Genomic DNA, 19,659 nt, shown 5'->3' on the forward strand with positions numbered 1-19,659 from the left:
ACTGAGATAACTTCTTATCGTCGCCGCAGCGAATTAATCGTCGCTGACAGAAGCAGAAATAACCGGCGTTTCACACTGCACATCGGCATTCTGTGCACGATGACGCAGCAGGTGATCGATTAATACAATTGCCATCATGGCTTCTGCGATTGGCGTGGCACGAATACCCACACACGGGTCATGACGGCCTTTGGTCACCACTTCAATCTCGTTACCATCACTGTCAATCGAGCGACCCGGAATGGTGATACTGGACGTTGGCTTCAACGCCATATGGGCAATGATGTCCTGTCCGGTTGAAATGCCACCAACAATGCCACCCGCATGATTGCTTAAAAAGCCATCCGGTGTCATTTCATCACGATGCTCGGTGCCTTTCTGGTCGATGCAGTCAAAGCCATCACCAATTTCAACACCTTTCACCGCATTGATGCTCATCAAAGCATGAGCCAGTTCTGCATCCAAACGATCAAAAATCGGTTCGCCCAGTCCCGGCAACATACCAGATGCCACAACGCTGATTTTGGCACCGACGGAGTTTTGTTCTTTACGCAGCGCATCCATGTAGCTTTCCATCTCAGACACTTTGCTGGCATCCGGGCAGAAAAACGGGTTGTTCGCTACTTCATTCCAATCGAAATTAGCGTCATCGATTTTAATCGGCCCAAGTTGCGATAAATAACCACGTACCTCAATACCCTTCGCCGCCAGTACCTTTTTAGCAATGGCACCGGCAGCCACACGCATCGCGGTTTCACGGGCAGAAGAACGACCGCCGCCACGGTAATCACGGAAACCATATTTCTGGGTATAGGCATAATCCGCGTGGGCCGGGCGGAAGGTTTTGGCAATATTGGAATAGTCTTTAGAGCGCTGATCGGTATTTTCAATCAGCAGACCAATGGAGGTTCCGGTGGTTTTGCCTTCAAACACCCCCGACAGAATTTTCACCTGATCCGGTTCACGGCGCTGAGTGGTGAACTTTGAGGTGCCCGGCTTGCGGCGATCAAGGTCCGCCTGCAGATCGGCTTCGGTCAACTCAATACCCGGAGGGCAGCCATCAATAATGGCACCCAATGCCAGGCCATGACTTTCACCAAAGGTGGTTACGGTAAAACTTTTGCCGAAGGTATTTCCAGACATACTTCTATCAACTCACTGCAAACTTATATTCTGTCGTTATATTCTGAATCGTCCGATCAGGCTGCTACTTTATGCCTGATCTATTCTGTGCCCGATTTACTGCTCGCCTTATAAGGCATCAAGGTCTTTTGCGTGTAATACAAACACACCGTGGCCGCCGCGTTCAAATTCCTGCCACTGAAACGGCAACTGCGGATACGCATCCGCCAGTGCAGGCCAGCTATTGCCCACTTCAACCACCAGCACACCATCATCGGTTAAATGATCACACGCCTGTTTTAACATAATCCGCACCAGGTCCAGACCATCGTTGCCCGCGGCTAGCGCCAGCTCCGGTTCATGGTGAAACTCATCTGGTAGGCACGCCATATCATCGGCATCCACATACGGTGGATTCGACACAATCAGGTCATAACGCCCATGCGCCGCTGAGAATAAATCCGACTGTAACGCCACCACCCGGTCGTGAACTTCCAGGCGCTGAATATTTTCCTCGGCAACCGCCAACGCATCAAAAGAGATATCCAATAGCTCCACCTGCGCGTCCGGAAACTGCATCGCGCAGGCAATACCGATACAACCGCTGCCCGTGCATAAATCCATAATGCGCTTTGGCTGATGTTGCAGCCAGGGCTGAAAGTTAGTCTCAATCAGCTCGGCAATTGGCGAGCGGGGAATCAACACCCGCTCATCCACCAGATACGGCAAGCCGCAGAACCAGGCTTCACCGACCAAATACGGCGCTGGTACGCGTTGCTCAATGCGAGTCACCAACAGAGATACCACGGTTTCGCGCTCACTGCGGGTTAAGCGACAGTCGCGCCACTGATCAGCCTGATTCCAGGGCAGCCCTAATGCATGGGTTACCAGCAGTACCGATTCATCCTGCGGGTTATCTGTGCCATGACCAAAATAAATGCCCGCTTCCGCCATACGGCTCACCGACCAACGCACCAAATCCTGCACTGTAAGCAGCTGCTCAATGGCTTCAACGGCTTGTTGCTGAAGGGAAAGATCATCGCTCTGAGGTTCGAGTACAGACACCGGGATTCCTGTTGATTGGATCACTGAAAAGCGCGCTAGTGTACCTTGTTTGCCCTAACAACGCACTTTCGCTATCAGCAAGTTCCGCTCAATAGCTATCGGTGGTATATCGATCAAAATCCGGAGCTTTTATAAGAAGAGTCCCAGGTAGAATCTTATCTCTGCCCCAAACCATACAAACTGCTGGCGCCCTTCTGCTCAAACGCATCCAACGCTTCACTGGCAATATGGCGGCCTAAACGAATCATCTCGTCAGCGCGATAAAACTCATAAAATTCACAACAGGTTGCAGGAACCCGCATCAGTAAATCGGGTTGATACCCGGCAGTTTTAAAGCCGGAAAGTGAAGCCTGCATCACTTCAAACATCTGATTCAGAATTTCCAGCTTGCCCAGATTCTCTTGAGCCAGGCCAGTAGCCTTGGCATCTTTTTCAGCGGCTTTGTTATTATCAAAGCGATCCAGAATGGCTCCGGCTTTACCAATGGCACTGTTCACTACGCTATCAAACCAGTCGCTTTTCTGCTCGGCACTGGGCTGGGGTTCCGGAGCAAAGTCCGCTGGCATGGGAATATCGGCATTCAGATCGACCGCCATAATAAAGTCCGCATGTGCTGAAACACAGGGCGCTATTGGTAGCGGGTTTAACACCCCGCCATCCACCAGCATACGACCATTGCTGATTACCGGTGTCAGTAAGCTGGGAATGGCCGCTGACGCACGAATGGCTTCATTTAAAGAACCCTTCTGAAACCACAATTCTTTTTTATGCGTCAGATCCGTAGCGACGGCTGTAAATGGCAACTTGAGATCTTCAATTTGTACACCTTCAAGCAGATCATCCAAGGTGTTAAAAACGCGGTCACCGCGGATAGCCGCATTCGAGGTGAGTGAAAAGTCCGCCAGCTTCAGAACTTTCAGGTAGGTCAGTTCTGATACCCATTGACGCAGGGTTTCTAAACGCCCTGCAGCGTAAAAGCCACCAACAATTGCCCCCATGCTGCAGCCAGAGACAGAAATAATGTCATATCCTCGCGACACAATTTCATCAATTACACCGATATGGGTATACCCTCTCGCTCCTCCACTTCCCAAACACAATGACACCGTTTTAACTGGCTGCTGCGGATCGGAAAGTGTCGCCGCCTCAGAAGAAGATTGTGATGTTATGTCTGAATTCATATCAACATCCTGCATTAACGCTGCGGCCAGAAAACATAGCGTAATCTGGGCTCCAGGCCAGAATCCGGTGCCGGACTCAAAGCTCCCTGCCCCAGAATATTTAACTCATTCTGTCCGTTATAGGTGGCCACACGTAATTGTTTCGCCAAACGTTCAGAACAACGCAGGTTATCGCCCATCTGGCTGGCATCGTAACAATGCACCATTAAATAAAGGCGTCGTTTATCGCTGGCCGACAACTCCTGAAGTACGGTGATCAGATTACTACTGGCTTCCGTCTGCAATGTTCCGTTCTCAACCATCAAACCGGGCAACCAACCGGCATTCTGGCGTAACGCCGCCCGGATCTGAGACTGGGTTACACGCTGTAAGCTGACTTCCTCAGTGGTATCAAAACGATCCAGCGCCACATAGACCTGACCGGAGCCACGCTGAACAACATACGCAACCCATACCCGATTCAAGCTATTTTCGGTTGTTTGCAGTGCCGCCCAATAGCGTTGATTAGCCTCACGTCCAACCAGACGACTATTATCAAATACATCATTAGCCCAAAAATGACTGCTGCCACAATCCAGCCCACGGCACTGATACAATTTTTCCAGCGGTTGAAACTGAGCGGCAAAATAATCGCTGACTTCATCCAGAGAAAATTCCGGCGCCACCGCCCAATAACGTCGCCATAACTGACCACTTAAACGTTTTTCCTGCTCACCATACGTCGTAGCACGGGTGCGCTTGAGTTCGGACAAAACTAATCGGTAGTGATTCACATCCGACTGACTGTCTTGTAATAACTGCGCAGGTTGAAACGCTTCAACCGACACAGGTACATCTGCATGTAGATTCACACTCAATGTACTCATGCTCAATGCACTTAAAACCAATGCAACAATCCGGGTGATGCTCATTAACGACTGCCTGTTCAAAATGACGCTGTGGAACTTAACCCACAGTCTGTCATCAAATCCTCATACTGCCTATACTGGCCAGAGCGATATATTCATTTTTTTACGCTTCAGGAGAACAACATGTCTGACCCGAGATGCCCAAAATGTGACTGTGAAGGCATTGATCATTTTGCATCCAAACCCAGCAAAGAAACCGCCAAAAACGGCACCCCTTGGTTTTATGTGGTGTATTGCGATCAGTGTGGACACGTTCATGACATCATCAGCAAACACTCTTTCAGCGCCAATCAATCTGCATTTGTGATGCCTGACTTGCGCCGTTGATTCCGCGCAGACAATTATTTGTTACACTCGCTCGCTTTGAATTATTGACACCATTCTTTGACGAGTGAATATGCCCACTGTATCTGCAAAACTAACGCTGCTGTTGTGTAGCGCATCGATTGCCCTGAGCGCACTGACCGGATGCCAGTCATTATCGACTAAGAGCAATGAACCAGCGATTGAAGATCTGCCCGTAAAAGAGTACAGCGCCGCAGAAAAACAGCAGTACAACCAACAGGCAATGGCGATATTTGCCGAATATAGTGACTGGCGTATTGAACAAAGCCCGGTATTAGCCAGTCGTTTAGACTATCCGGAACAGTTTGACTGGGATGATATCTCACTGGAAACGCGCCAGAATCAAAACGACCAGTTACAGAACTTCCATCAGCGCCTGCAAACGATCGAAGAACCAGCGCTCGATAAGCAAAATAAAGTCAGCTACCAGACACTATTAAATCAGGTCGAATTTGAACTGCTGACCTTCCCTCTGATGCACCTGCAAGAACCACTCACCGACATCAATAACTGGCTGGTCATCAGTCAGGATATTTTGCTGAACCATCACCCGATTCAGCAGGTGGAAGATGCACACGATTATATTGATCGGGTTGAAGCACTGCCGCAGCTGTTTAAACGCTGGCAAGAATTATTACAGTGGCGCGAACAACAAGGTGTTATCTCAGAAAAAGCATTATTGCTGAAAAATCAGCTGCGCGCGCAACAGTACAGCGATCAATATCAGAAAATTAATGTTCGCAACAGCGAACTGTGGCAGGACTTTAACCGCAAACTCGCACGACTGTCGCTGTACGCTTCTTCCGAAAAAGTGCTGCAAAACAAACTGTATAAAGCGCTGACCAGAAAAGTACAGCCGTCTTATCAAGCATTAGCCAACGAGTTTAACCGCCTGGCGAAAATTGCTCCGGAGACCATTGCACTCAACCAACAACCTCAGGGCATGCGTTATTATCAACTGTTATTGGCGCATCATTCGGAATCAAACCGGGATGCCAATCAATTATTCCAGCAGCTGTCACAACAACTCAGTGACCATCAGCAACAATTTATAAAACTTGCGGAAACATCCGGGTTTAACCCGGTGGAACCCGCTAAGCCTGAAAACGCACTATCACAACTAAAACCAGCATTAAGCTGGTTTGCTGGCGAAGCACAACGATTTGAGTCATCCGATCCTGATTTGTCATTAAAAAAACGCCAGGGTTTTCAACATCAATCGCTGCAACAGTTAGCGGCAGAGCTGCCTTATTACCTGACAGATATCCCGCAACAATCTTTGCCTTTGCAGTCCATTTATCCGGCCGATCAGCGTTTTTTATTTCAGACCATGAACAGCCACGACATCGAAACAAACAACATGATGTATGGTGTCCCGGGGCAATTTATTCAGTACGCATTGGCTGAAGAAAACGAACAGCTTCCGTTATTTCGCCGTCAGGCTCCTGTGGCCGAGTTTAATGACGGCTGGCGTTTAATGGCTCTGCAATTGGCTGCAGACAACACACAACAGCTCACAGATAAGCGGCAGCTGCTAATGCATCAACAAATCATCGACGAACTGGCGTTAGCCATCACCGATGTGGGTATACACGGGCTCAACTGGACAACAGATCAGGCAGTAATGTTTATGCAGCAAAACAGTTCCGTCAATGAACCTGAAATGCAGCAACAACTTCATAACGTCAGACACAATCCGGCTATCGCTGTACGCCCTGTCAGTGGCTACCAGAACATTGAATTATTAATCGACAAGGCAAAGCAAAGAAACGCAGATTTCGATCTGTCTGTTTTGATGACGGAGTGGTTAAAACTGGGCGCTGTTCCGGCATTCAGCGCGGAACAGTATTTGCTGGATTAACGACGGGTTAAGACCAACGACAGAACAAACGGGTTCAAAAGCGAACCCGAATGCCAATCTGGCTATAACTGTCATCACCCGGGCGGCTGGTCACTTTCGCATTAGCTGCATCCCGCCCTTCAATCGTGCGCAATCGCGTCTGTCCAATTTCTCCGGTTAACCACAAGTGACCACGCCAGTGGAACTCGCCGCCCACGCCAAAACGCCAGTTTCGGTAACTCAGACTGGCCAATTTGCTTTGGCCATCAATTTCTTCACGCCAGACTCCACCGGCTGGACGAATATGCAAAAACGACGATAATTGCTGACTCCAGCGCGTCGTGACTTTTGTCCGGGGGAAACCAAGTAACATCTGTGTATGCCGGGTCGCATTCCAGGAAAAGGCTAACGCCGGACGAGGTTTATAATCACCAAAAGAACGGTCAACCACCAGGCCATATTGCCAGAAGCTGCCTTTGCTGCGATAACGACGGCCATACAATTCGAGATTCAGGGCCAAAGCATCGGATTCAATCTTTTTCAGGTCCGTCATTAACCCAGCTTCAGCATTGACCAGAAATTCCGTTTCACGGCTGCGACGCTGTTGATACTGCAGCGGAAGCGACAACCAGTAATATTCACTCTGTCCCAGCGTGGTTCCTTTAAGATCAAACTTGGTTTGATCCAGATGAATAAATGTCCGTACCTTCTCCTGACGACTACCCCGATCTTCAAGCGGCAACGTCAGGCTGATCTGAGAGCTGGAAAACTCATCACCTGCGCCAGAATCTGGCGACCCTGGCCCTTCAGATGTCACCAACAAACCCGCCGTATTTGCCATCAGCGGTACACTCACGAGCAGCGCCAGCACAGCAATGCCATGTCGCATAATATTTTTCGTCTGATTACCCATCATCAACATGCTTTTATCAGCCTTGCTTGTTAAATAATTCTTTATGCGTGTCTTCAACGCTGGCATAACTGGCCAGCGCACCGGTTTTTGCTTCATTGGTACGAACCGTATCCAACGCCTGCAAAACCTCAGTAACATTTTCGAACCCTTCAACAATATCGGCCGGAGCGCCCGTTTCCTTGAGCATTTCGGTATAAGCCGATACGTATTTGAGCGCTTCTTTCTCTTGAGCACGGCGATCCGCATCGCTGGGTAAGTTCATGCCTTCGATAACGGACAGGGCTTTTAACAAGGATTTAGCACCTTCACTGTCACCATCGACCGACTCATCAAGAATAAAACGATTAAGAAAATGAACAGACTCGGAAACGGCGGAGATTTTTTGATTGGGTAACACGCCACCCAGTTGCTGATACTCGCTAGAGCTAAGCAATCCCCCCTCAAACAAACGCTGAGTCAGTTCAGGAATCTGATCGGAGCGAATCGGGCCAGAAAAAAATTCCGCCTGAATGGAATGCAGCTGCCGGGATTTATAAGACAGAGACACACGGTCAACATTGCTGCTGTTCAGCTGGTCGATAAAACGCCTGGCGGCCGTTTCTTCAGAGATATCCCGCTGGGTAGAGCCAGCAGACAATGAATTCAGTCGCCCGGCAGAACCCGGACCAGAAGCGTCTGGATTAATATCCATACCTGTGTACCTGATTAAAACAATAATGTTCTGATCAGCAATTAACAGGCCAGTCGATTCAGCGGGAGGGATTTACCGAAATCTCAAGAAAGAAACCATCAAAAAACGGCAAACATCGGCCAATGGATAACCAGTGTTTGCCGCTTTCATTCAGTCTGAATTGGCCGACGTTTTTTCAGCATTCAGTTTATTGGTGTCTTTGGTGATGTATTTGCGCAAGCTGTGTACACCAAAATAGACAGCTCCGAGCACCACAGGTAAAGCGATACCTTTTAATAAATCGGAATTCACCGATTCCATGCCCGCGGCTTTAAGGCCATCAAAACCAATCTCCAGCAGCGACAAAATATAATAACCAATCGCCACTACCGACAGTCCTTCAACCGTTTGCTGCAAGCGCAATTGCAAGTGACTACGACGGTCCATCGACGACAACAACGACTGATTTTGCTCCTGAATGGATAAATCCACCCGGGTACGTAACATACTGGTCGTGCGGTGAATACGACGGGATAAATCTTCCAACCGGTCACGCACCGAATTACAGGTTTTAATACCCGGCGTTAAGCGTCGTTCGAGGAATTCACGCAAACTCTGCACCCCGTTAATCGGGGTTTCTCGCAGCTGATCAAGCCGGTCACGTACCAAATCGTGGTAGGCCACGGCAGCCGAAAAACGGAAGTTGGTATTCGAGCGATGCCCTTCCACATCCGCCGCCAACATCGACAATTCCTGCAGCAGAGTACGCTCGTCTTTATCGGCTTCAATATCAGAAATACTTTCGTTTAAGCGCGCCAGACCATCTTCGATACGACCCAGTTCGCCACCCAGCTTACGTGCCACTGGCAACGCCATTAACGACATCAAACGGTAGGTTTCCAGCTCAAACAGTCGCTGAACCAAACGCCCCATCTGATAAGGAGTCAGTTCATTATTGCAGGTAATAATGCGGCCAAAACCATCATTATGCAGTTTAAACGCCGTCCAGACTTCGGCACGACTATCGGCCACCTGGGAGCCTGAGGCACGCTGACCTTCTAACCAAAGATGGCGTTGCTGCTCGGTTGGCGGCTGATCAATCACTGCCATCTGTACCGCCACCACCAGCTCTCCAGGTAAGCTGGCGAGCCAGTCTTTGGGAATAAAGTTCAGTGCATCGGCCGAAAATGGTTCGACATCCGGACAGATAAAAGTGAAGTTGGAAAATTCCAGATGGCGTTCCCAGCGCAATTCAAAACCACCAAAATCCTGATACAAACAGGACGATTCAGGGCCCGGTGCCGGAACACAAAAACGCTTACACAAATCCACCACATGCTCGTGCAAGGCTTCGCGATTGTCATTTAACAACACGGTAAAGTGTGCAACCTGGCAGTTGCCATGAATAATCGGCGATGGTCGGTTATGCAGCTCTTCATATAATGATGAGCGCCACGGGTGCACTTTCAGTGTCAGAGATGACGCACCAATATCCGGTGCATTGTCTTCCGTCTTGTCGGTCAGCACGTCCTGTATGGCGTGTTTCATAGTCCTTTCCTTAACTCCGTTAAGATTTTGGCGGCATTCTATCGGTATTCATTGTGATGAAGCCAGCAATCGGCTGATTAACCTGAGATTCCATGCGCTCCATCAAGGCCTGCTGCCAATTGTGAATCGGTTTCTCTACCTCACTACCGTGTGTCGCAGCCGAGGTTAACTGCTGTAGCGGCAGGTCGGCCAATAATTCAGCCATCGCCTGCTGCTGAGGGTCTGGCAACCAGCATAAACCACCCTCTTCGGACACCAACAACCAGTGTTTGTATCGTGCTAACTGCAAAAACTGATCAATATCGCGGGCATTAAACGCACGGGTTTGTTGCTCTAGCTGAGCCTGCGATAAAGGCTCCGCCCGACGCTGAGCATTAACCAGCGCTTCAATCACTTTTAATCGCAATAATAATGTCTGGCCCTGCGCTTCCCGGCGGTTAATATGGCCAAAATTAAAACTTAATTCCGCGCCATAAATCACTAAATTCCAGCTGAAATACACCCAGATCAGAAACAGAGGCACCGCCGCAAAGGTGCCATAAATCAGCTGATAGGATGGGAATAATCCAATAATTTGCCCAAACACGTACTTTGCTGTTTCAAATACCGTTGCCACAAAAAGTGCTGCAAATAACCCGTGTTGCCACGGCACTTTGCAATTCGGCACCAATAAATACAGTGCCATTAATGCAGCTGCACTGAAAAACCAGGGTAATAATCGGGCAATATCCGGAATGTGTTGTGTCGCATCCGCCCACAAAGGTGCCGCTGCAATCAGCGAGGAGGTCGCAAAGGCAGCACCAAAAAATAACGGCCCCAGGCTTAAAATGGCCCAATAACGCAAAAATACCGCCACACCCGAGCGCGACTGTTTAACATTCCAGATGCGATTAAATTGCTCTTCAATCGTGCGTAATAACAGCAATACCGTAATAAATAATACAGCCACGCCAATCCAGGTGAGTTTGCGTGCCTGCTGGCTGAAACGTGTCAGATAATCGCTGATCACTTCATTACCCTGCGGCAACACGTAACCCAGCAGCTGCTGGTTCACATCCTCACCCCAGTTCTGCAACGCCGGAATGGCACTTAACACCGAATAACTGACGGTAATTACGGGGACTAAGGCAAATAAGGTGGTGTACGTCATCGCCGCAGCATCCCGGCGACGTTGTTGTTGCTCAAAGCGTTTCAGGCTGACCAGCAGTAATTGCAGCCACACACGGCTGTGATGTGAAATAGTCCGATAAAATGAACGAAATAAACGATCCATGGTGGTCCTTTTCAGAAATTCCAGTACTCACGATGTTCAGGCGGCAATGATATACTGATATGCGTTTTTACCGAACTGATACCGAACACGTCAGACTGAGCCATAAGATAAGGTGCACCAGCATGAGCGACATCCAGATTTATCACAACCCACGCTGTTCAAAATCCCGCCAGACACTGGCGCTATTACAGGAACGGGGAATTGAACCGGGCATTATTGAATACCTGAAAGATATTCCAAGCGCTGATGAACTGAAACAGGTGCTGAGCAAGCTGGGCATCTCCGCCCGCGAATTATTACGCACCAAAGAAGATGCTTACAAAGAGCATAATCTGGCCGACCAGAGCAAAAGCGACGATGACATTATTGCCGCCATGATCGCCTCACCCAAGCTGATCGAACGCCCGATTGTGATTAATGGCGACCAGGCACGTATCGGCCGTCCACCCGAGCAAGTGCTGGAGATTCTCTAATGAGCGACGCCTACGTTCTGGTGCTGTATTACAGCCGCCATGGCAAAACCGCACAAATGGCGCAGCAGATTGCCCGCGGTGTTGAACAACAAAGTGGCATGCAGGCGCGACTGCGTTGTGTGCCCGAGGTTTCTCCGGAATGTGAAGCCAGCGCGCCGCCCGTGCCGGAAACCGGTGCTGTTTATTGCTCGCTGGACGACCTGAAACACTGCTCAGGGCTGGTGCTTGGCAGTCCAACCCGGTTTGGCAATATGGCTGCTCCGCTGAAATATTTCCTCGAAACCACCTCAAACCTGTGGCTGACCGGCGCTTTAATCGACAAACCCGCCAGCGCCTTTACGTCTTCGTCGTCGTTACATGGCGGCCAGGAAAGTACCCTGCTGACCATGCTGATGCCATTGCTGCACCACGGCATGATTTACGCGGGCATTCCCTACAGCGAAGCCGGTTTAACCCAGACTCAGGCCGGTGGTACGCCTTACGGTGCCAGTCACTGGGCAGGTGCGGATAACAGCCATGAATTGAGCGAAACCGAAATTGCCCTGTGCCGCGCACAAGGCCTGCGTGTTGCCAGACTGGCGCAGAAGTTACTGCCGCATGAGGCTGAATAAATGACCCGCAAAGCTGAAAGTAAAAACACCCTTACCGCCTACGCCATGATGCTCAGCAGTTATCTGGTAACCGTGGTGATTCTGTTGGCAGAGACATTTTCCGACGCGCCTGAGAGCATTGACTCCGGCCTGATTTTTCTCGCCTCCGGTCTTGGCATCTGGTTATTTAAAATTCTGCCGTTGCTGCTGTTTGTTCCGGGATTTTTCAGTCGCTCTCATAAATCAGCTGCCTGGTTGAGTTATGTTTCCATGCTGTATTTTATCCTGGCGGTATTACTGGCATTTACCCCGGGCGCATCCCTCTGGGGCTGGGGCATGGTGCTTTCTACCATCGCCTTATTTATCAGCAGTATGTTATTTACCCGCTGGAAAAAAGTGGACGAGCGCTAGCGCCAAATCAAAAATTTAAAAAATGATAAGAGAGATCCAACGATGAAATTATCGGTTTATTTATCCGGAGAAATTCACACCGACTGGCGTGATGATATTGCTAACGGCGTAAAAGAAGCTGGATTAGAGGTTGAACTGACTGGCCCGAATACCAATCATGCGGCCTCCGATGACTGCGGTGATGAGATTTTAGGTAAAGAAGATAATAACTTCTGGAAAGATCATAAAGCCGCAAAAATTAATGGCGTGCGTACCCGCAAGCTGATTGCTGACGCGGATATTGTTGTGGTTCGCTTTGGCGATAAATACAAACAGTGGAATGCCGCTTTTGATGCGGGTTACGCCGCAGCGTTAGGCAAGTCTGTGATCGTTCAGCACGATCCGTCGCTGACTCACCCATTAAAAGAAGTGGATGCGGCGGCGATGGCCGTGTGTGAAACACCGGAGCAAGTGGTTGAGATTCTGAAATATATTAATCGTGATGGTTAATTATTAAGGCAGATAAAAGCCGGGGGTTTTGCTGGGTTGGCTCAGCAAGACAGCCCGGCCTTCCCACTAAAATTTCGAGCAACAATAAGAACCAACCTTCCTAGAAAACAGAAAACGCTTAGGCGGATCAACTTCAACCAGAATACTTGCAGCCATCACTGTTTCCAAGCTAAACCTCCTATTAAACTTAACAAATCCCAAATAAAAAATATAGGAAAGAGCAGAAAAACTATAGATCTGAAGCACTCCAACTCCATCATACTCAGAAAAAAAAGCATAAACTGAAAACCAGAAAGACAAAACAAATACAAATGAAACATTCCTAGTCAAACCGTAAAGAGCAACATAATTTTGCAATTTATTTGCGTGACGACCAGAGTTTTCATATACATAGTGGTACAACAATCTCAGGTAATCACCATCTATTCCACGCTCAATATTTAGCTTAGAGACATCAATTGAAATTTTATTTTTCAATAGAAAACAACATTTATCAAAAACGACCAATCTTAGACCTCTAGGTAACTCTTTAGCCTGACCAAAACTCTTTATTTTAAGGAATTTATTTAAAATCATATCTAGAAAAGAAACAGGCAACACAAGAAGCCACAAACAAATCCGTTTAAATTCTTCGTAAGTAGCCAAGTCCTTATGCAAATACTCATTAGCAGAAACAGCAAACAAATATTCTGACGGATAGCCATTTGTGAAGTTACAAAAAGACTCAACAACGGCAGATGAGCCAATTGCCAAAACATGACCAAGCAAATATGCAGCAATGACACCAGGAATATAGCTTAAAAATTGAGATGCTACCGAGCTATGACCCGCTCCCAGCTGCAGTATTTTAAAGAGATCAATATTAAACACATAGAAAAGGGTATATATCAGCACCGCACCTGGAATCAGATACCCTAAAAAATCATAAAAAGAAAATGGATTTTGTTTCATCGTATACATCCCTGTTTCTTAAAAGGCCTAGATTTATCAAATAATTTGACAACTCAATATGAGCAGTATGAATTAAGCTAAGACAGCTTCACCCCTACCCCGCCTTCCTCAGCATCAACACCCCAACCGCAAAACAACCAGCAATCGGAATAATACTCGCCCAGATCGGCTCAAAACCAAACACAATACTGGCGGGTGCCAGTAGTTCCTCGGCGTATTTGTAGACCAGCCCCACCAGAATACCGGAGAAAATCCGCTGTCCAGGTGTGACCGCCCGCAGCGGGCCAAAAATAAAGGAGATACCCAGAATCACTAAAGCAAAGGTGCCTAACGGCTGCGTGACTTTGCGCCAGAACGACAGCAAATAATTATCTGCATTTAAGCCCTGCTCGGATAAGTAACGGGTGTATTGGTACAGCCCAGAAATCGACATATCGCGTGGTAGCACCATCACCACGCTCAGGCTTTGTGGGGTTAAATCGGTTTCCCAATCCAGTGAATCAAACTGTTCGCGACGAGTAGCATCGTCGTCGATATACACGTCGGTGACCTGTTCCATTTGCCAGTGGCGACGTTGGTAAATTGCACGATTGGCAGTACGAATGCGCTGCAATTCAGCATCTTCATTAAATTCGTACAAGGTCACGCCGTGCAGAACACCATTAGGTTCAATGGCGTTAAAACGCATAAATTCGTTGCCTTCCCGGTGCCAGTAACCGCGCCCTTTATTAGAGTGGGTTTCCCCCTTGCCTTGAGCCACCGCTCGTTGCGACTGAGCAATACGCTCTAACGAGGGAATAGCATATTCCGCCACCAGCATGCTGATCACCATCAGTATCAGAACCGGCTTCATCACCGCCAGCATAATGCGTGTCACCGATACACCGGCGGCGCGCATCACGGTTAATTCACTGTTGGCGGCCATCGAGCCCAATCCAGCTAAACAGCCAATTAAACAGGCCATCGGCATATATTCATAAGCCCGGCGTGGCAGGCGCATCCCAATAAACTGCAGTGCTTCAACAAACTGATAACTGCCTTTTAATCGCCCTAATTCGTCAACCAAAGCAAAGACTGCATCCAGGCCAATAATGACTACAACCACCATTAGCGTGGCGAATAACACGTTGCGGCCAACGTAGCTGTCGAGTCGTCTCATGCTGGCGGATCTCATAACTGCTTCACCTTATGACGACGTAACATTTCCGGAATGGTTAATAACCCAACACCAATGGCCAGATAGAGTAAATGCAGCCCCCAAATAGCCCCATCCGGGTGGATTTTGCCTTTTTCGATCATGCCGGTCAGGCCTATCATCAGCGAGATGTACACCATAAACAGCACAATGGCCGGAAACAACTTGGCGAACTTGCCTTGGCGCGGATTTACTTTCGATAAGGAAAACGCAATCAGGGTGACGATCGGCACCATCAGAATCAGAGAAATACGCCAGCGTAATTGTCCCTGATGTTTTTTATCCGCCGAGCCAATCAGATCCTGAGTCGGCACCGCTTCTTTACGCAGCTTACGGCGTTCTTCCGGTTCATCGGCAATTTTCACTCCGTACAAACCAAAATCTAAACTCTGAATATTCAGCTGACCTAGCGGTACATCATAACGGCGGCCATTATGCAGTTCTAAAAAGCGCGAACCGGTTTCATCACTGACGTATTGAGTACCGCGCTCAGCAACCAATAAGGTTTCGCCATCGGCAATAAACACCCGGCGCATTTCTGATTTATCACTGGATAAACTTTCGGCGTACGTCACCCGGCTGCCCTTTTCGGTACTCTGAAAACGCCCCGGGGCTAATAATTCAAACTCGGTCAGTTGTGATTGCTTTTTATACAGATCTTCCATTTTCTGCGCCCCCCAGGGACTGAGAAACAAGGTAAAACTGGCCACAATCAATGTCAGTGCTGCTGCCGGAATCATGGTGTAACCCAGCAGTTTCAGGTTAGAAAAGCCGGTAGCAGTTAATACCGTCATTTCACTTTCGGCGTACAAGCGCCCGTACGTCAGCAGAATGGAAATAAATAATGCCAGTGGCAGAATCATCTCCAGAAACGATGGTAGGCGTAACAGCAGGGTAAAAAAGACAATCTCCAGTGAGACTTCTCCGGCTGCGGCGGACGCCAGTTGGCGAATCAGACGACCACTCATCAGAATCATCAGCAGCACGGATGTCACGGCCACCATAGAGCTGGCTAATTCCCTTGCCAGATAACGAAATAAAATCAAAACCAATAACCCTTCTTTACCGATACCCTTGTATTTCAAAAAACTGACAGCATCTATACTGTTTAGCTTATTTCTATCTAAGACCCCTGCAGGAGCATATATGCAATATCAGGTTTCCAACAATGCTGCCGCCGACGTTCAGGCGAGCTGTATTGTCGTCACTCTCGACCAGTCAGGCAAGTTATCTGACGCGGCACAAGCAATTAATAGCGCCAGCAATGGCTTTTTACAGGCGCGCGTCGAAGCCGGAGACATCAGCGGCAAACTGGCCGAAACCTTATTGCTGCCCGGCGTCGCTGGCATCAGCGCTGCCCGTGTGCTGTTGGTTGGTACCGGGGTTGAAGCTGAGAGTAGCGATAAAGCACTGAGCACCACCTCGGCCATCAAGGTGCTGGACGCCATTGCCAGCGCTACCAGCAAACAATCCGGTAGCGTGGCGGTAAGCCTCGCTCATTTGGCCGATAACACCCTGAACGAAGCCTGGTGGGCGGAACAAACCGCCATGGCGTTTGGCCGCGCGCAATATCGTTTTACCGCGACTAAGCCTGTAACTGAGACCAAAGCGGAAGAACAACCGAAACAAGCCGACACTCTGATCTGGCTGGGTGATGATGTCAGCAGCAGTTTAGAAAAAGGTGAAGCGGTTGCACAAGGCGTCAACTACGCCCGCGATTTAGGCAACCTGCCGGGCAATATCTGTACGCCATCTTATCTGGCGGAAGAAGCCGAGAAACTGGCGGCTGACAATGCCAACGTCGAAACCATCATCATCGACGAAGATCAGATGGAAGCCATGGGTGCCGGTGCGTTTGTCTCAGTGGCCAAGGGTTCTATCGAGCCGGGCAAACTGATCATCATGAAATACCAGGGTGCGGATAACGCCGATGAAGCACCGCATATGATTCTGGGTAAAGGCATTACCTTTGACACCGGCGGCATCAGCCTGAAGCCGGGCGCCAAAATGGATGAAATGAAGTACGACATGTGTGGTGCCGCATCCGTATTAGGTGCGATGCAGGCCATGGTTGCGCTGCAACCGAAGCAGAACATTATTGGCATGATCACCAGTGCCGAAAACATGCCCGCTGGCCATGCCTCCAAACCCGGCGATGTGGTCACCAGCTTATCAGGCAAAACCATCGAAATTCTTAATACCGATGCCGAAGGTCGTCTGGTGTTGTGTGATGCTCTGACTTACGGCATCAATCACTTCAAGCCGGCGTCTATCGTTGATATCGCCACCTTAACCGGTGCTTGCATGGCAGCTTTGGGAGGGGTGAATTCTGGTTTATTCACTCAGGATGAAAGCCTGGCGGATGAGCTGCAGAGCGCAGCGCGTTACTCCAACGACAAAGTCTGGCGTTTACCACTGGAAGACGACTATCAGGAATTGCTGGACACCAACTTTGCCGATATGGCGAATATTGGTGGGCCACTGGCAGGCGCAACCACCGCCGCTTGCTTCCTGGCTCGTTTCACCGAAGGCACGCCATGGGCGCATCTGGATATTGCCGGTACTGCCTGGGGTGGCGCAGGCAAAAGCAAAGGTGCCAGCGGCCGTCCGGTTCCATTGTTGGTGAATTATTTGCTGGCGAAATAAGCTTACCAGACCAACTACGAAACACTCAGGGCTGCTAGCTTGACCCTGAGTTGTTTTCACACCTTTTCTGTCACATCTGCACACTTTTTTTGCTTTAATCGGCTGTTACCATCCCGTTAACCGATCAATTTAAAGCAACCATCATTTAAAAAAACAAATAAAACACAGGATATTCAAATGGCACTCAGCGACATTCTTAATAGCCGATCTTCAACCCGCGCCTTTAAAAAAGACCCCATTGATTCAGAGATCCTTGAAGAAGTGTTTGCACTGGCACAAAAATCTCCCTCAAACTGCAATGTACAACCCTGGCAGACCTATGTTTTTTCAGGCGAGAAAAAAGATCAGTTAAAAAACAAATTAATTGCTGAGGTGATGAAACAACAACCACCCGAGCCCGACTTCAATTGGAAAGTTGCTTATCAGGGTATTCACCGTGAACGTCAGTTTGGCTCAGCCAATGCGTTATACAGTTCAATGGGGATTGAACGTGACGACAAAATGAAACGTAATATGGCGATGTTGCGCAACTGGGCATTTTTTGATGCACCCCACGTTGCCTTTTTCACCATGGATAAATACCTCGACATTATGGGCGCAGTAGATATTGGTATTTACGCCCAAACCCTGACGTTATTACTTAAAGAACGCGGCATTGATAGCTGCATGCAAGGTGCACTGGGGCAATTCCCAGGGCCGATACGTGAATTTTTAAATCTGCCGGAAGAACAAGGAATTTTATTTGGTATGTCGTTTGGTTATGCCGACGATAATGCTGATGCAAACAAAGCGCGTACGGATCGTGCGGAGTTGAGTGACGCGGTAACGTTTTTATAAAACATCCTTTTTATTTTTGATTTGAACACGCTTGATTTGAGCACTCCAGCCAGGTTAACCAAACCCGCAAATCAAATTCAAGCTGGTGATAATCCGGCTCCATATGACAACAAAGCTGGTAAAAGGCTTTGTTGTGCTCAAGTTCTTTTAAATGCGCCAATTCGTGAACCACAATCATACGCAAAAAAGCTTCCGGCATTTCACGAAAGCGATTATCGATATGAATTTCTTTTTTCGCCACTAATTTACCGCCGTGGGCACGGGATATACGCTTGTGCAAACCCAACGCATTATAGGCCGGTGCTTTATCGCTGAATTCCACCTTGCTTAACGGAGCCGATTTTCGCAGATAACGATTTTTCAGCTCGATGGTATATTCGTACAAGGCTTTATTGCTACGAATCGCATGACATTGCGGGTAACGTTTTTTCAGTGCCTTACCTAACGCCCCCTCATCCAGCAGCTGCTGAACCTGACGAGTTAAATGTTCCGGGTAATGCTGAATGTATTTCAACGCCATCATCACAATCCATTATCAATTTAGCTTTAACAAGCCCGGGCTGACCAGACAATGCGCCCCAATACCGGGTTATCTTTCAGTGCCGTTAAATCTAATTCCCAGGCCGGATAATCACGGTTATCACTTTCAACGGTCAGCTGATTACCCTGCTGCTTCAGACGTTTGGTGAGCAACCCCTGCTCGCTGTTTAATAAATACACGGCATTATTACGAACATGGCGCTGGGTCATATCCACCAGCACCTGATCGCCGTCACACAAGGTGGGTTCCATACTGTCACCGTCGACGGTGACAAAGGCCAGTTGTTCACCACTTACACCCAGCTGGCGAGATAAAAACGATTTATTAAAGGTGAAATAATCTTCAACACCTTCAGAATCGGCCAGCGTACCACTACCGGCACTGGCTTTAACATCAAACATGGGGGCCAGTACCTGATCACCCGGGTTAAGCACACCCGCCGGGTTAGCGCCGTCATTTTGTTCGCCGGTTAACAGCCAGGTGATATCAATGCGGTACTCGTTGTAAAGATCTTGCAGGTACGCCATCGATGGGCGACCAGAACCTCGACAAATCCGGTAAATATGAGACGCGGATTTGCCGGTCATTTCTGCGAATTGTTTTTTATTGCCTCCGGCCAGTTGATCAACAACGGTTTGAAAGCGATAAGCCAGCGACATAA

At 48.6% G+C, this 19,659-nt stretch carries 21 protein-coding genes; 8 read left to right on the forward strand and 13 right to left on the reverse strand.

The window, feature by feature from the left end; all coding sequences use genetic code 11:
* Positions 1–33: 33 nt before the first annotated feature.
* The 4 genes from aroC to KFF03_RS10415 form a co-directional block, all read right to left on the reverse strand.
* Entirely contained in the window at positions 34–1,143 is a 1,110-nt protein-coding gene (gene aroC, locus KFF03_RS10400) for a chorismate synthase (RefSeq protein WP_255856825.1), read from the reverse strand.
* 108 nt (positions 1,144–1,251) lie between these two features.
* Positions 1,252–2,187: a 50S ribosomal protein L3 N(5)-glutamine methyltransferase gene (prmB, locus tag KFF03_RS10405; protein WP_255856826.1), complete on the reverse strand. Its 936-nt coding sequence runs from the start codon at positions 2,185–2,187 to the stop codon at positions 1,252–1,254.
* Between the two features lie 155 nt (positions 2,188–2,342).
* The gene (locus tag KFF03_RS10410) at positions 2,343–3,368 is read right to left on the reverse strand and encodes a patatin-like phospholipase family protein (RefSeq protein ID WP_255856827.1); all 1,026 of its coding nucleotides are present in this window, start codon (positions 3,366–3,368) and stop codon (positions 2,343–2,345) included.
* A gap of 14 nt (positions 3,369–3,382) precedes the next feature.
* Positions 3,383–4,279, reverse strand: a complete 897-nt coding sequence (locus tag KFF03_RS10415) for a DUF4892 domain-containing protein (RefSeq protein ID WP_255856828.1) — start codon at positions 4,277–4,279, stop codon at positions 3,383–3,385.
* 120 nt (positions 4,280–4,399) lie between these two features.
* On the opposite strand from KFF03_RS10415, the gene KFF03_RS10420 reads away from it, so the two are divergent.
* Both KFF03_RS10420 and KFF03_RS10425 read left to right on the forward strand, forming a co-directional pair.
* Entirely contained in the window at positions 4,400–4,603 is a 204-nt protein-coding gene (locus tag KFF03_RS10420) for a transcriptional regulator (RefSeq protein ID WP_255856829.1), read from the forward strand.
* Between the two features lie 70 nt (positions 4,604–4,673).
* Positions 4,674–6,482 (forward strand): DUF885 family protein, encoded by a 1,809-nt coding sequence (locus tag KFF03_RS10425; protein WP_255856830.1) that lies wholly within the window; start codon positions 4,674–4,676, stop codon positions 6,480–6,482.
* A 34-nt stretch (positions 6,483–6,516) separates the two neighbouring features.
* Here KFF03_RS10425 and KFF03_RS10430 read toward each other — a convergent pair whose 3' ends face one another.
* The 4 genes from KFF03_RS10430 to KFF03_RS10445 form a co-directional block, all read right to left on the reverse strand.
* Positions 6,517–7,350: a DUF6268 family outer membrane beta-barrel protein gene (locus KFF03_RS10430; protein ID WP_255856831.1), complete on the reverse strand. Its 834-nt coding sequence runs from the start codon at positions 7,348–7,350 to the stop codon at positions 6,517–6,519.
* 40 nt (positions 7,351–7,390) lie between these two features.
* Positions 7,391–8,065 carry a hypothetical protein gene (locus KFF03_RS10435; protein ID WP_255856832.1) on the reverse strand — a complete coding sequence of 225 codons (675 nt, stop codon included), beginning with the start codon at positions 8,063–8,065 and terminating at the stop codon, positions 7,391–7,393.
* Positions 8,066–8,215: 150 nt separating this feature from the next.
* The gene (locus tag KFF03_RS10440) at positions 8,216–9,592 is read right to left on the reverse strand and encodes a DUF3422 family protein (RefSeq protein WP_255856833.1); all 1,377 of its coding nucleotides are present in this window, start codon (positions 9,590–9,592) and stop codon (positions 8,216–8,218) included.
* Positions 9,593–9,611: 19 nt separating this feature from the next.
* Positions 9,612–10,865, reverse strand: coding sequence for a YihY family inner membrane protein (locus KFF03_RS10445; RefSeq protein WP_255856834.1), 1,254 nt, complete (start codon positions 10,863–10,865; stop codon positions 9,612–9,614).
* 122 nt (positions 10,866–10,987) lie between these two features.
* Between KFF03_RS10445 and arsC the strand changes: the two genes are divergently transcribed.
* Genes arsC through KFF03_RS10465 form a run of 4 tightly spaced genes read left to right on the forward strand, consistent with a single transcriptional unit; the run spans position 10,988 to position 12,828 of the window.
* On the forward strand, positions 10,988–11,338 hold the full coding sequence (arsC, locus tag KFF03_RS10450) for an arsenate reductase (glutaredoxin) (protein ID WP_255856835.1): 351 nt from the start codon (positions 10,988–10,990) through the stop codon (positions 11,336–11,338).
* The gene (wrbA, locus tag KFF03_RS10455; protein WP_255856836.1) at positions 11,338–11,949 is read left to right on the forward strand and encodes an NAD(P)H:quinone oxidoreductase; all 612 of its coding nucleotides are present in this window, start codon (positions 11,338–11,340) and stop codon (positions 11,947–11,949) included. Before arsC ends, wrbA begins: the two co-directional genes overlap by 1 nt.
* Entirely contained in the window at positions 11,950–12,339 is a 390-nt protein-coding gene (locus KFF03_RS10460; protein WP_255856837.1) for a DUF2069 domain-containing protein, read from the forward strand.
* Positions 12,340–12,381: 42 nt separating this feature from the next.
* Positions 12,382–12,828, forward strand: a complete 447-nt coding sequence (locus tag KFF03_RS10465; protein ID WP_255856838.1) for a YtoQ family protein — start codon at positions 12,382–12,384, stop codon at positions 12,826–12,828.
* Between the two features lie 66 nt (positions 12,829–12,894).
* Here the strand turns inward: KFF03_RS10465 and KFF03_RS10470 are convergent, their stop codons facing one another.
* From KFF03_RS10470 to lptF, 3 genes are all read right to left on the reverse strand, one after another.
* Positions 12,895–13,779, reverse strand: coding sequence for a hypothetical protein (locus KFF03_RS10470; RefSeq protein ID WP_255856839.1), 885 nt, complete (start codon positions 13,777–13,779; stop codon positions 12,895–12,897).
* A 94-nt stretch (positions 13,780–13,873) separates the two neighbouring features.
* A complete protein-coding gene (lptG, locus tag KFF03_RS10475; protein WP_255856840.1) occupies positions 13,874–14,953 on the reverse strand; it encodes an LPS export ABC transporter permease LptG in 1,080 nt (359 codons plus the stop codon).
* Complete coding sequence (gene lptF, locus KFF03_RS10480) at positions 14,950–16,020, reverse strand: LPS export ABC transporter permease LptF (protein ID WP_255856841.1); 1,071 nt, start codon at positions 16,018–16,020, stop codon at positions 14,950–14,952. The genes lptG and lptF overlap by 4 nt, the downstream gene beginning before the upstream one ends.
* Positions 16,021–16,120: 100 nt before the next feature.
* Between lptF and KFF03_RS10485 the strand changes: the two genes are divergently transcribed.
* Together KFF03_RS10485 and KFF03_RS10490 are read left to right on the forward strand one after the other, a co-directional pair.
* Positions 16,121–17,620 (forward strand): leucyl aminopeptidase, encoded by a 1,500-nt coding sequence (locus KFF03_RS10485; protein WP_255856842.1) that lies wholly within the window; start codon positions 16,121–16,123, stop codon positions 17,618–17,620.
* 177 nt (positions 17,621–17,797) lie between these two features.
* Positions 17,798–18,457, forward strand: coding sequence for a nitroreductase (locus KFF03_RS10490; RefSeq protein ID WP_255856843.1), 660 nt, complete (start codon positions 17,798–17,800; stop codon positions 18,455–18,457).
* A 10-nt stretch (positions 18,458–18,467) separates the two neighbouring features.
* On the opposite strand, the gene KFF03_RS10495 is transcribed toward KFF03_RS10490, so the two are convergent.
* Both KFF03_RS10495 and KFF03_RS10500 read right to left on the reverse strand, forming a co-directional pair.
* Positions 18,468–18,980, reverse strand: coding sequence for a YgjP-like metallopeptidase domain-containing protein (locus tag KFF03_RS10495; protein ID WP_255856844.1), 513 nt, complete (start codon positions 18,978–18,980; stop codon positions 18,468–18,470).
* Between the two features lie 23 nt (positions 18,981–19,003).
* On the reverse strand, positions 19,004–19,657 hold the full coding sequence (locus KFF03_RS10500; RefSeq protein ID WP_255856846.1) for an XRE family transcriptional regulator: 654 nt from the start codon (positions 19,655–19,657) through the stop codon (positions 19,004–19,006).
* Positions 19,658–19,659 lie beyond the last annotated feature (2 nt).

The organism is Bacterioplanoides sp. SCSIO 12839, from assembly GCF_024397975.1.
Taxonomy (GTDB): Bacteria; Pseudomonadota; Gammaproteobacteria; order Pseudomonadales; family Oceanobacteraceae; genus Bacterioplanoides.

What these genes read in the sequence shown, in the direction of transcription:
- aroC (WP_255856825.1), bottom strand. Translation starts at nt 1,143, where the DNA reads ATGTCTGGAAATACCTTCGGCAAAAGTTTTACCGTAACCACCTTTGGT.
- KFF03_RS10410 (WP_255856827.1), bottom strand. Translation starts at nt 3,368, where the DNA reads ATGAATTCAGACATAACATCACAATCTTCTTCTGAGGCGGCGACACTT.
- KFF03_RS10415 (WP_255856828.1), bottom strand. Translation starts at nt 4,279, where the DNA reads ATGAGCATCACCCGGATTGTTGCATTGGTTTTAAGTGCATTGAGCATG.
- KFF03_RS10420 (WP_255856829.1), top strand. Translation starts at nt 4,400, where the DNA reads ATGTCTGACCCGAGATGCCCAAAATGTGACTGTGAAGGCATTGATCAT.
- KFF03_RS10425 (WP_255856830.1), top strand. Translation starts at nt 4,674, where the DNA reads ATGCCCACTGTATCTGCAAAACTAACGCTGCTGTTGTGTAGCGCATCG.
- KFF03_RS10430 (WP_255856831.1), bottom strand. Translation starts at nt 7,350, where the DNA reads ATGCGACATGGCATTGCTGTGCTGGCGCTGCTCGTGAGTGTACCGCTG.
- KFF03_RS10435 (WP_255856832.1), bottom strand. Translation starts at nt 8,065, where the DNA reads ATGGATATTAATCCAGACGCTTCTGGTCCGGGTTCTGCCGGGCGACTG.
- KFF03_RS10440 (WP_255856833.1), bottom strand. Translation starts at nt 9,592, where the DNA reads ATGAAACACGCCATACAGGACGTGCTGACCGACAAGACGGAAGACAAT.
- KFF03_RS10445 (WP_255856834.1), bottom strand. Translation starts at nt 10,865, where the DNA reads ATGGATCGTTTATTTCGTTCATTTTATCGGACTATTTCACATCACAGC.
- arsC (WP_255856835.1), top strand. Translation starts at nt 10,988, where the DNA reads ATGAGCGACATCCAGATTTATCACAACCCACGCTGTTCAAAATCCCGC.
- wrbA (WP_255856836.1), top strand. Translation starts at nt 11,338, where the DNA reads ATGAGCGACGCCTACGTTCTGGTGCTGTATTACAGCCGCCATGGCAAA.
- KFF03_RS10460 (WP_255856837.1), top strand. Translation starts at nt 11,950, where the DNA reads ATGACCCGCAAAGCTGAAAGTAAAAACACCCTTACCGCCTACGCCATG.
- KFF03_RS10465 (WP_255856838.1), top strand. Translation starts at nt 12,382, where the DNA reads ATGAAATTATCGGTTTATTTATCCGGAGAAATTCACACCGACTGGCGT.
- KFF03_RS10470 (WP_255856839.1), bottom strand. Translation starts at nt 13,779, where the DNA reads ATGAAACAAAATCCATTTTCTTTTTATGATTTTTTAGGGTATCTGATT.
- lptG (WP_255856840.1), bottom strand. Translation starts at nt 14,953, where the DNA reads ATGAGATCCGCCAGCATGAGACGACTCGACAGCTACGTTGGCCGCAAC.
- KFF03_RS10485 (WP_255856842.1), top strand. Translation starts at nt 16,121, where the DNA reads ATGCAATATCAGGTTTCCAACAATGCTGCCGCCGACGTTCAGGCGAGC.
- KFF03_RS10490 (WP_255856843.1), top strand. Translation starts at nt 17,798, where the DNA reads ATGGCACTCAGCGACATTCTTAATAGCCGATCTTCAACCCGCGCCTTT.
- KFF03_RS10495 (WP_255856844.1), bottom strand. Translation starts at nt 18,980, where the DNA reads ATGATGGCGTTGAAATACATTCAGCATTACCCGGAACATTTAACTCGT.
- KFF03_RS10500 (WP_255856846.1), bottom strand. Translation starts at nt 19,657, where the DNA reads ATGTCGCTGGCTTATCGCTTTCAAACCGTTGTTGATCAACTGGCCGGA.